Source organism: Cetobacterium sp. (assembly GCF_977044495.1).
In genome coordinates this window covers 38,336-50,000 of sequence record NZ_CDRRQU010000017.1, presented here as the reverse complement: position 1 = coordinate 50,000, position 11,665 = coordinate 38,336, and the positions used below count along the sequence as shown (strand labels likewise).

Here is an 11,665-nt window from a genome sequence, read left to right as displayed (position 1 = left end):
GATTGAAGCTCAAGCAGTTGATGTTAAAAGTGCTAAGCTTCGTTCTAATTTAATTGGAAAGAATCGCTATGAATTTTTAAATCAAGCAATAGCTAATGTAGGTGATTTTATTTCTAATTTAGAAAATGTTATCAAGCGTGTATTTAATAAAAATAATATGTTAGTTTCATTCTCTGGAAGTAATGAAACAATTAAAGCTCTTAAAAAAGAAGTTTCTTTATTTGAACTTGAAAGTAAAGAAAATGTTCAAGCATTAGATGTTTGCTTAAATTCTAAGATTAAAAGAGCATTAGTCATTCCATCAGAGGTTTCATATAATGCTAAAACATTCAATTTAAAAGAATCAAATTTTGAATATGATGGAGCACTTCAAATATTAGCACATATTGTTCGTTATGATTATTTGTGGAATAAGGTTAGAGTTTTAGGTGGAGCATATGGGTGTACTATGCAAGTATCTAATGTTACAAAAGAAATTACTCTTGGTAGTTTTAGAGATCCAAATTGTAAAAACACATATGATGTATATGATAATTTAGTAAAATATTTAGAGTATTTAATAGAGTACAATAAGCATACAAACTTGACAGCTATTAGGGATACTAAAGATGCAATAGAGAAGCATTTTTTGGACTCACTTCTTTTACAAAATCTATTGGATGAGAAAAAAGGTAGAAAAGCTATAGATATAGGAACAGGAGCTGGATTTCCGGGAATGGTATTGGCAATATTTAACCCTGAAATGGAGTTTGTATTAATGGACTCTGTTGGCAAGAAAACAATATTTTTACAAAAAGTAAAAGAGTTGCTAAATCTATCAAATGTAACTGTAATCAATTCTAGAGCAGAGGATTATATAACTGAGGAAAATAGAGAAAGTTTTGACATTGGTCTCTGTAGAGGAGTGAATAAACTTAATGTTATTTTGGAATATATGATTCCTTTTATAGAGATTGGAGGTCATTTTTTAGCTCAAAAAATGGCGGGAACAGATGAAACAGATGAAGCAATAAACGCTTTAAATATTTTGGGAGCAAGCATAGTAAAGACACATAGATACGAATTACCAAATTATGGTGATGAAAGATTAGTAGTTGAAATTTTAAAAGAAAAATCAACTGATAAAAAATATCCAAGAAGAGCTGGGGTAGCTTTAAAAAAGCCATTATAAATAATATTTAGTAGGAGGGATGAGAGATGAAAATTTTTGAAAAATACAAAAAATTAATAATCATATCTCTTCCCATTTTTATTTTTTTGAGTGGAGGATTGTTAATTAAGTATAATTTACCTAAGGTTGTGGAACTCATATTGAAAATTGCAGTAGGTCCAACAATATCTTCTCAAGAGATTAAATTTTCTAAGTTTGGAGAAATTGACATTACGGATGTTGTATTGTCAAAAGGTGAGGACATAATTGTAAAAGCTCCAAAAGTAGTTATAACATACTCTAAAGAGTCACTTAAAAACTTTAGAATAAAAGAGATTAATGTTGAAAGACCATGGGTTCATATAGAGCGTAAAGGTGAGAATATAAATATAGTGGACGCTTTTTCAAGTGGAGATAAAGGAGAGTCAACTTCTAAAGCTGGAACAGCAGTTCCAATAGATCTAATAACAGTGAAAGATGGAGAATTGTTATTTAGAGATACAACGTACTCGAGAGAGATAAAACAAGAATTAAGTAGTGTCGATGGCTATGTTTCTTTCAATAAAATAACAGGAATTGATTTAGAGTTTAAAGGTAAACATCAAGAAGAGAGATATGAATATAGATTTAATAATTTAGATGAACCATTGGATATGAATATAGTTTTAAAAAATATTATGATAAAACCAGAACTTGTTCAATACGGTTATGATGACAGAGAAATAAGCGGAGCTACAGGATTATTTGATATGAATTTAACAATTGCAACAAGAGGTTTAACAGGGGTGGCCGAACTTAAAGATGGAACAGTGACATATGACGGATTAAGCAGTAAAGTTGAAGATGTAAATGGAAAAATTGATTTTAAAAAAGATAAAATTGATGTTAATTTCACTTACCTTTTGGATAAAATTCCAGGAACTTTCGACGTTTTTTATTCAGAGGAGTCGGGGGTAAAAGTTAATTTTAAATTTGAGAATTTACCATACAAGGTAGCTAAGAGTTATAAATTATTAGGAGACTTAAATTTACCTTTAGACACCTTAAAATTCAAAAATGTTGATGTAGAGTTATCATATGAAAAAGAGCAAGGTTTTAAAGCTCAAGTTTTATATAATAGTTATCCATTTATCTCCTCAGGAGTTGAAATAAATGATTTAGATGGAAAAGTTCTTTTTAAGGATGGGATACTGACTTTATCCGGAGATAAACTGAATCTATTAGTTCCAGGATTGGAGTATAAAAAGGAATTGACGTATAAAGTTGACTTAGATTTTAATGGAGAGAATCTGAAATTTGATGTTGCTTCAAATTTTGTAAATTTGAATGGGGAATATAAAAAGAAAGAGGAAGTATTAGAACTTTATCAAGATAAAAAACTTGTGATGTCTTATGATTTAAAAAACCAAACCTTAGAATTATTAAGTCTAAGTGGAAGTAATTTATTAAATAACTATGACTTCTTTTTGAAAGCTCACGAAAAAGACAAAATAATTAATTTTGATGAGATTGCAATGGTTAACCAAGATGGTCAGAAAGTGTTACAAATCCTAGGGGAATTAAACAGAGAAGATTTGAAATATAAATTTAAAATACATACAAAAAATTTTCAAGAAAAAAATATATTTACTAATTTGAATTTGGACACAAAATTGGACTTTGTAGGTGAGATTGCAGGAGAGAAAGAAAAATTTATTTTAAGAGGAGTTGTAAACGACTTAAAATTAGAAAATAAAGATATTCTTTTGGATGCTTATGCAAATGTATCAATAGTTAATGATGGTGGTTTTCAAGCTAGTGTTCAAGGTGAGTTAAGAGAGGGAAAGTATAAAAAGATTATGGTTCAGGGAATAAAAATTGATTCGACATTTGATGATGGAAAATTAACAATCTCTGATATAAGAAATGGATTATTTAAAGTGCAAGGAGAAATAGATATTAAGGACAAATCTCTAGATTTAGATTATTACATAACTGGTTTAAAAAGTAGTGAATTTGAAAAAAGTAGTATAGTTTTACTTTTAGAAAATGTATATGGAAATATATCGGGAAGTTTTGAAAAATTTCAAGCTGATGCACAAGTTAAAGAAGCTTATTTAGAGATGCCAAACAAAGAATTAATATCATTAAATGGAAATCTCTTTTATAAAGATGATACCCTAATAGCTGATAAATTTAAATTAAATCAGAGTTTAGCAACTATTGAATATAATTTAAAAAATAAAGAGGGGAAATTTATATTGAATATTTTGGAAGAAAATTTACCAAAGTATTATAATTTTAAAGCGTTAAAATATCGTCTTTTATCTAGGGTAAGTGGGCAGATATCTGATGGTATTATTGAGGCTGTTGCGGGAATCAATATTGATAGAGTGTACTTAAATGGCAGTATATTACCAAACTTAACATCCAATTTAAAATATTTAAAAGATAACACAAAGAATAGTATCTATATAGACAACTTAGATGTATTAAATTTGGAAGGGAAAAAACTTTTATACTCAAGAGGAGAGATTAATTTAATTGAAAAAACACTGGAGTATAGTATTCCAAAACAAATACTCCATTTAAAGAATTTTCACGGGATTATCAATGTGAAAGATATGGATGGAAGTATAGGTATAGAGAGTAAGGTTGAGGGTTATTTAGACAATCCAAAATATAGTTTAAATTTATTCAATGGAGAATACGAAATTAAGGAGTTTAATTTTAATGATATCTCTTTGAGATTATTAGGGGATAAAGATATTTTAACAGTTAATGAAATTTTAGCTTATTATGAAAAGAATATGATAAAGGGTAGAGGAGAGTATAGAATTTCAAATCAGGAGTACAATTTTAATGTTTTTTCAAAAAATATAGATTTAAGTTTTTTGAATGGAATCCTATCAAAGGACAATGTAAAAGATATAACAGGAACTGCAAATATAGATGTACATTTATCAAGTAATTTTAAAGAAAATCGTGGATATATTGATTTAGTTAATTTCAATGCAAATCTACCTAAAGCTTTTTCAAACTTGAAAGATATAAATATGATTTTAAAAATTGATAGTGAAAGGTTGACTGTCAATTCTTTAGAAGGGAAACTAAATGACGGAGAGATAAAAGGTAAAGGATATCTAAAGTTACCGTCCTTAGATGAAATTAGAGCAGATAATGAATTTTATAAAAATTTAGATTATGCGTTTAATGTGAGTTTGAAAAATATGATTTATCAATTAAAAGATTATTTTAAAATAGATCTTTCGACAAATTTAGTGTATTCAGAAAATAAAGTATCTGGAAATGTTGTTATAAACAGTGGTGAAATAACCGGAATATTGAAAGAAGATAAAGGCTTGATTTTAACTATTTTAAATTTTATAATAGATAAAACAAGAGCGATAATTGGCGAGAGTAAAAGGCTAGGAAAAGACTTTGAAATAAAAAGTGGGTTGAATGAAACACCAGAATTTAATGTAGGAGTCATGATAAAAGATGGAATAAATATAAATATACCTGATGTCTCAACTTTTGCACAAGACGTACAGGGAGTTTTATTGGGTAGATTTAACCTTGTTGGAAAAAATGAAAAAGTAGGTGTAGTGGGTGAATTAGAAATACAAAAAGGAAGCTTTGTACTTGGAAGTGAAGATTTTACCGTAACAAGAGCTTTACTTTTAGCCGATAAAAAGAATGGTTTAATTTCGGAGTTTAATCCTAACTTGATATTTGATGTCTCTTCATTAACAGCCAATGGAAATGTAGAAATATCTTTACAAGGAGAACTAAATAGTTTAAGATTAAATATAATGACAAATCAAGGAAGTGAGAGCAGTAGTCTAAAAAATCTTTTTGATGGAAATGGAGATGGAAACGATAGAAACGTAGTAGCGTTACTCTTTAAGACCATTATAGATAGTCAAATTTCAAGTACTTTATTGAGACCTATATCGAGAAAAATTCAAAATATTTTTCATATATCAAAATTTAGGATAGTGTCAGATGTTTTCAATCAGGAAGTTTTAGCTAACTCAGATGATCCTAAAACTCAAGATCCGAGTGTTTTTGGATTTGGAGCATATTTAGAGGCAGAAAATCCTATATATAAAGATAAATATTTTTGGATTTTAAAACTAGGAATAATAGATGGAACGAAGTATGATATAGGAGGAACTGATAGCGAGAGTAAAAGTAGTGAGTTTTCTAACTCTGTAAATCAGCTAGATTTTAAAGTGGAAAGGCGATATAAATCAGGATGGTCTTATGGAATAGGAACTTCAAAATTAAATGATGCTAATATGATTGATGAAAAGAAAAAAGGAAAATTAAATTATTATGTTGATTTTAAGTTTGAAAGAAAATATAATAGTATAAAAGATATTTTTTCTAATAAAAAATAATTGGAGGGCAATTTGGGATGAAAAAGCACCTAATCGGAATAATATCACTAGTAGCTTCTATAGTTTCATTTGGAGCAGAAGGAGAATATTTAGTAAAAGGGGTAGAGTTTAAAAACTTAAATGAGATACCTCAAGATGTTTTAATACAAAAGATGAGTTTAAAAAAAGGTCAAGTATTCTCAACAGAGGGATTATTAAAAGACTATAACAACATAAAAAAAAGTGATTATATAGACGAATTAGCTATTTATCCTCAAGTTTATGATGGAGGAATAAAATTAGTAGTAGATGTAAAAGAGAAAAAAGATACTAAGGAACTTTTAGAAAAACAAGGGATTTTACCGGCTTCAGAAAGAGAACGAGTGGATACTACATTGGTTGTATCTAGTTTGGAAATAATTGGTAGCGTAAATGTTCCAGTGAGCGAAGTTGCTAAGAAAATTCCGATTAAAGTTGGAGGATATTTTTCAAAAAATAAAATAATTAAGGGTCAAAGAGAACTTTTAGAAACAGGAATGTATAGAGAGGTTATACCAGATGTTTATCAATATCCAGAAGGACTAGTAGTTGTATACTCTGTTATTGAAAATCCAATTGTGAATGGAGTTCAAATAGAAGGGAATACGAAGTATACAACAGAGGAACTAAAGAGTTTAGTTAATATAGAACCTGGAAAGGTTTTAAATCTTAACAACTTAAGAGATGCTAGAGATAAGATATTAAAAAAATATAATGAAGATGGCTATGTTTTAGCGGAGATAGAGGACATTGATTTAACTGGAGCCAATGATTTAAAAATAGTAATCAATGAGGGCGTAGTAGATAAAGTTAACTTTACGAAAATGGTAACTAAACAAAAAGGTCAAAGAAGAAAGGCAACGGATACGCTGTTAAAAACAAGAGATTACGTAGTTGATAGAGAAATAGAGATACAGCCAGGTCAAGTATTTAATATAAATGATTACAATGAAACTGTATCAAACTTGATGAGAACAGGTTATTTTAAAAATGTAAAATATGAAACAAAACCAGCTCCGGGAGAAAATCAAGGTGTTGATTTAGTTCTTTTACTGGAAGAGGAGAGAACAGCAACTTTACAAGGAGCGATATCCTATGGATCAGAAATAGGTCTTCTTGGTATGTTATCAGTAAAAGATATGAACTGGCAAGGTAAAGGACAAGAGTTGGGAGTAACTTTTGAAAAGTCAAATGAAAACTATACAAGCTTTTCTCTTAACTTCTCAGATCCTTGGATAAAAGGTACTGATAGAATATCTTGGGGATGGAGTTTATATAAAAACGAATATGAAAACGGTGACAGTGTGCTGTTCCGTGAAACAGATACCTACGGTGCTAAATTGAATGTAGGAAAAGGATTAACTAAAAATTTAAGAATAGGACTAGGAACCAAAGCTGAATATATAACAGAAAAAGCTAAAAAGTCAGAGCTAGCAAACTACACTAATTATAATGGAGTAAATCTTCTTGAAAAATGGGGAGATAAAAGAAGTTATGGATTGTTCAGTATATATCCATCAATAACATATGATACTAGAAATAGTTATTGGAATCCAACATCAGGTTGGTATGGAAAATATCAAGTTGAAGTGGGATATGCTGATACCATTGACTCAGGAACTTTCGCTAATACAACTTTAGAATTAAGAAAATATCATAGAGGATTATTTAAAAGTAACACATTTGCATATAGAGTTGTAGGTGGAATTATGACTACTACTACACCTGAATCTCAAAGGTTCTGGGTAGGAGGAGGAAGTACTCTTAGAGGATATGATGGTGGATTCTATCAAGGAACACAAAAAGTGACTGCGACAATAGAGAATAGAACTCAAATAAATGATGTTTTAGGAATTGTTGTATTCTCAGATATTGGAAGAGCATGGGATTATCAAGGTGAAGACCCAGGGTACTTAAATCAAAAAAGAAATGCAAAGTTCCCAGATGATATTGGAACAACAGTAGGAGTCGGATTAAGAGTAAATACACCAGTAGGACCTTTAAGATTTGACTTTGGATGGCCAGTAGGAAATTCAGAAGAAAGTGGAATGAAATTCTATTTCAACATGGGACAATCATTCTAATAAAAAATATATGGAGGATTCAAAATGAAGAAAATAGCAATAATAGCAATGTTAGCAGCAGTATCTACATCTGCTTTCGCATTAAAAGTGGGATATGTAAATAGCCAAGAGTTATTTGCAAAATATTCTCAAACAAAAGTCATTAGAGATAATTTAACTAAAGAGAAGCAAACTTTAGAAACTACATTACAGAAAAAAGAGATTGAATTACAAAAACTTCAAGTTGAATTACAAGGAAAAGGAAAAGATGTAACTGAAGCTGAAAAAAAATCTTTTGAAGAAAAAGTTGCTGCTTTTCAAAAGTTAGTGAGAGATTCTCAAGCTAAACTTTCAAGTGAAGAAGCAAAAAAAATGCAAGAGATTGATAGATTAATAAATATCTCTATTCAAAATGTGGCAAGAACAGATAAATATGATTATGTTCTTGAGCAGGGTGCAATTAAGTTTGGAGGAGAAAATATAACTCCAAAAGTACTAAACGTAATGGAAAAAAGTAAAAAAGTAGACTAATAAAAGCACAGAGAGGGATAGGATGACTTATAAATTAGATGAGTTGATAGTTCTTCTTGAGTGCGAAGTAAAGGGAGATATCAAGGTAAATATTACAGGGCTATCTCCCTTTTTTCAAGCTGAAGAAGGAGAAATAACTTTTGCATCAGATGAAAAATTTTTGAAAAAATTAGATGAGACAAAAGCGAGTGTTATAATAGTTCCAATGGGGATGGAATTACCAAAAAATGGAAAGACATATCTGTTGGTAAAAGATAATCCAAGAGTTTTAATGCCCAAATTACTAGGATTTTTTAAAAGAAAATTAAAAAAAATGGAGAAATTACTTGAGGATTCAGCTATAATAGGTGAGGGATCAAGTATTGGAATTAATTCTTATATAGGGCATGATGTAAGAATAGGGAAAAATGTAACAATCTATCCAAATGTGACAATATGTGAGGGGGTAGAGATTGGAGATAATACAATAATATATCCAAATGCAACTATAAGAGAGTTTTGTAAGATTGGAAAAGAGTGTGTTATTCAACCGGGGGCGGTAATTGGATCAGATGGATTTGGATTTGTGAAAGTGAATGGAAATAATACAAAAATAGAGCAAATAGGATCCGTAATTCTTGAAGATTTTGTGGAAATAGGGGCAAATACAACGATAGACAGAGGAACAATTGGAAATACAATAGTAAAAAAATACACAAAAATAGATAATCTGGTTCAAATCGCACACAATGATATAATTGGTCAAAATTGTTTGATTATATCTCAGGTAGGAATAGCGGGAAGTACTGAAGTTGGGAATAATACAACTTTGGGTGGACAAGTTGGAGTTGCTGGACATATTAAGATAGGTAGCAATGTTATGATTGGTGCAAAATCTGGAATTACAGGAAATGTTGAGGATAACCAAGTGCTAGCAGGTCATCCATTGGTGAATTTGAAAGATGATTTGAGAATAAAAGCTGCTCAAAAAAAATTACCAGAGTTATTAAAAAGAGTTAAAGAGTTAGAGAGAAAAAGTTAAAAATATATAGAATTAGAAAATCTAAAGGTGTTAAATCAACTTTAGATTTTTTATTTTTTTAAAGAAAGGTATTTAATTTAAAAGTGTAACATGGTACAATATATCTAAAATAAAAAATGAGGTAACATAATGAAAAAGAGAATAACTTTTGATAAGTATGGTGAGATGAGATTTATATCTCATTTAGATATGCTTAGATTTGCAGATAGATTATTAAAAAAAGCTCATATTCCTATGAAATATACTCAAGGATTTCACCCAAGACCAAAAATTTCCTTGGGGAATCCGGTATCTCTAGGAACAGAAGCTTTTAATGAATTAATGGATATAGAGTTATCAGAGATGATGACAGATGCTGAAGTAATGGAGAGAATGAACTCTGCAGCGGTTCCAGGATTTAAAGTGACTAAAGTGGAAACAATTGAGGATAAGAGAAGTATTGTAGATGTATATACAGATGCTGTTTTTGAAATAAAAGGGACAAAAAAAGATATAGATACTTTGGAGAATTTATTTAACCAAGGGGAGATAATTGAAAGAAAAGAAAAGAAAGGAAAAATATTTGAGAGGAATCTAGGAGAGAGAATCAAGTATTTTTCGAGAGTTGAAAATATCATAAATTTAGAATTGGTCAACACTTCACCAAATTCCTTTTTGATTTTAGCTGGAATAGATATAAAGGATGTACATATAGTAAAAAAAGGTTATAAAATATAAATATATAATTAATTATAAAGGAGAAAAGCTATGCTAGATTTAAGATTTATTCGTGAAAACATTGATATGTTACAGGAAATGCTGGTAAACAGAGGAAGTAATATTGATCTTCAAGAGTTTGTGAAGTTAGATACAGAGAGAAGAGAAATTTTATCTCAAGTTGAAATGTTAAAAAATAAAAGAAATACAGAGTCTGCAGAGGTAGCTAGAAGAAAAAAAGCTGGTGAGGATGCATCTGAAATCATAGCAGAAATGGGGAAAGTTTCAGCTGAAATAAAAGAATTAGATGCAAAATTGGCAGAAGTAGAAGAGAAAGTGACATATTTTCAAATGACTCTTCCAAATATGTATCATACAAGTACTCCTATTGGAAAGGATGAGGAAGATAATGTTGAAATAAGAAGATGGGGAACACCAAGAGAATTTACTTTTCAGCCTAAAGAGCATTGGGAAATAGGAGAGAAACTTGAAATTCTAGATTTTGAAAGAGGAACTAAATTAGGAGGATCGAGATTTACAATATACAGAGGAGCAGCAGCGAGGTTAGAAAGAGCTTTAATTAGTTTTATGCTTGATACGCATACAACAGAGCATGGATATACAGAGCACCTAACACCGTTTATAGTGAGAAGAGAGATTTGTGAAGGAACAGGGCAATTGCCAAAGTTTGAGGAAGATATGTATAAGACAACTGACGATATGTTTCTAATTTCAACGTCAGAAATTACATTGACAAATATTCATAGACAAGAGATATTGAATGAAAGTGACTTACCTAAATATTATACAGCATATTCACCGTGCTTTAGAAGAGAAGCAGGTTCTTATGGAAGAGATTTAAAAGGACTAATTAGACAACATCAGTTTAATAAAGTTGAAATGGTAAAGTTAGCGACACCTGAAACATCATATGATGAATTGGAGAAAATGGTTGAAAATGCAGAAGCGATACTACAAAAATTAGGTTTGCCATATAGAGTTATTCAACTGTGTTCTGGTGATATGGGATTTGGGGCTGCAAAAACTTATGATTTAGAGGTATGGCTACCAGGACAGAACAAATTTAGAGAAATTTCATCTTGTTCTAATTGTGGAGATTTCCAAGCTAGAAGAATGGGATTAAAATATAGACCAGAAGGAAATTCAAAGAGTGAGTTTTGTCATACATTAAATGGATCGGGATTAGCAGTGGGAAGAACTTTATTGGCAATTATGGAAAACTACCAACAAGAGGATGGATCATTTTTGATACCAGAGGTTTTAGTACCATATATGGGTGGAATGACTGTTGTTAAAAAATAGCCTTTTAATTTTATTTATTTTGAATCTCTTTGTTAAAAATATGACAATATTAACAGTTCTCCTTATAGCAGAGGTTGTGTTAAATATTCTATTTAATAAAGAACTTTTAAAACATTTAAAAAAATTAAAATTTCTTATATTTATATATTTAACTACTTTTTTGGCTCAAATATATTATCATCAAGAGGGAGAAGTTCTATTCAAAATTTATAGTATATATGTAACAAAGGGTGGAATTTTAAATTTTGCTTCAAGCTTTTTAAGAATTATAAACTTAATTCTTTTGTCTTGGCTAGTGAACACTCAAAATATATTACCTAAAAGTCTATCTTCATATCAAAGAGTAATAGAGGATGTAATAGAGTTAATTCCTGAAGTTTTTAAAATATTTAAGAGTAAAAGAAAGATAAAGTGGTTTTTTAGATATATTTTAAGTCAAATAAAGATAAAAAACTAATAGTTTCAAAAATTGATTTTA

General features: G+C 29.7%; 8 protein-coding genes. All 8 read left to right on the top strand.

Features of this window, described 5'->3' with window-relative positions:
* The first annotated feature begins 157 nt into the window (after window positions 1–157).
* The gene (rsmG, locus tag ACWI69_RS05895) at window positions 158–1,171 is read left to right on the top strand and encodes a 16S rRNA (guanine(527)-N(7))-methyltransferase RsmG (protein WP_448820922.1); all 1,014 of its coding nucleotides are present in this window, start codon (window positions 158–160) and stop codon (window positions 1,169–1,171) included.
* Between the two features lie 26 nt (window positions 1,172–1,197).
* Entirely contained in the window at window positions 1,198–5,535 is a 4,338-nt protein-coding gene (locus tag ACWI69_RS05890; RefSeq protein ID WP_448820921.1) for a hypothetical protein, read from the top strand.
* 17 nt (window positions 5,536–5,552) lie between these two features.
* Window positions 5,553–7,637 carry a BamA/OMP85 family outer membrane protein gene (locus ACWI69_RS05885; RefSeq protein ID WP_448820920.1) on the top strand — a complete coding sequence of 695 codons (2,085 nt, stop codon included), beginning with the start codon at window positions 5,553–5,555 and terminating at the stop codon, window positions 7,635–7,637.
* Window positions 7,638–7,661: 24 nt separating this feature from the next.
* Window positions 7,662–8,147, top strand: a complete 486-nt coding sequence (locus ACWI69_RS05880; RefSeq protein WP_448820919.1) for an OmpH family outer membrane protein — start codon at window positions 7,662–7,664, stop codon at window positions 8,145–8,147.
* 22 nt (window positions 8,148–8,169) lie between these two features.
* Entirely contained in the window at window positions 8,170–9,168 is a 999-nt protein-coding gene (gene lpxD / locus ACWI69_RS05875; RefSeq protein WP_448820918.1) for a UDP-3-O-(3-hydroxymyristoyl)glucosamine N-acyltransferase, read from the top strand.
* Window positions 9,169–9,297: 129 nt separating this feature from the next.
* Window positions 9,298–9,885 (top strand): TIGR03936 family radical SAM-associated protein, encoded by a 588-nt coding sequence (locus ACWI69_RS05870; RefSeq protein WP_448820917.1) that lies wholly within the window; start codon window positions 9,298–9,300, stop codon window positions 9,883–9,885.
* A gap of 30 nt (window positions 9,886–9,915) precedes the next feature.
* Entirely contained in the window at window positions 9,916–11,187 is a 1,272-nt protein-coding gene (gene serS, locus ACWI69_RS05865; RefSeq protein ID WP_448820916.1) for a serine--tRNA ligase, read from the top strand.
* Entirely contained in the window at window positions 11,174–11,644 is a 471-nt protein-coding gene (locus ACWI69_RS05860; protein WP_448820915.1) for a hypothetical protein, read from the top strand. Before serS ends, ACWI69_RS05860 begins: the two co-directional genes overlap by 14 nt.
* The last annotated feature ends 21 nt before the right edge of the window (window positions 11,645–11,665 follow it).

What these genes read in the sequence shown, in the direction of transcription:
- serS (WP_448820916.1), top strand. Translation starts at nt 9,916, where the DNA reads ATGCTAGATTTAAGATTTATTCGTGAAAACATTGATATGTTACAGGAA.
- rsmG (WP_448820922.1), top strand. Translation starts at nt 158, where the DNA reads ATGTTAGTTTCATTCTCTGGAAGTAATGAAACAATTAAAGCTCTTAAA.
- ACWI69_RS05870 (WP_448820917.1), top strand. Translation starts at nt 9,298, where the DNA reads ATGAAAAAGAGAATAACTTTTGATAAGTATGGTGAGATGAGATTTATA.
- ACWI69_RS05880 (WP_448820919.1), top strand. Translation starts at nt 7,662, where the DNA reads ATGAAGAAAATAGCAATAATAGCAATGTTAGCAGCAGTATCTACATCT.
- lpxD (WP_448820918.1), top strand. Translation starts at nt 8,170, where the DNA reads ATGACTTATAAATTAGATGAGTTGATAGTTCTTCTTGAGTGCGAAGTA.
- ACWI69_RS05885 (WP_448820920.1), top strand. Translation starts at nt 5,553, where the DNA reads ATGAAAAAGCACCTAATCGGAATAATATCACTAGTAGCTTCTATAGTT.
- ACWI69_RS05890 (WP_448820921.1), top strand. Translation starts at nt 1,198, where the DNA reads ATGAAAATTTTTGAAAAATACAAAAAATTAATAATCATATCTCTTCCC.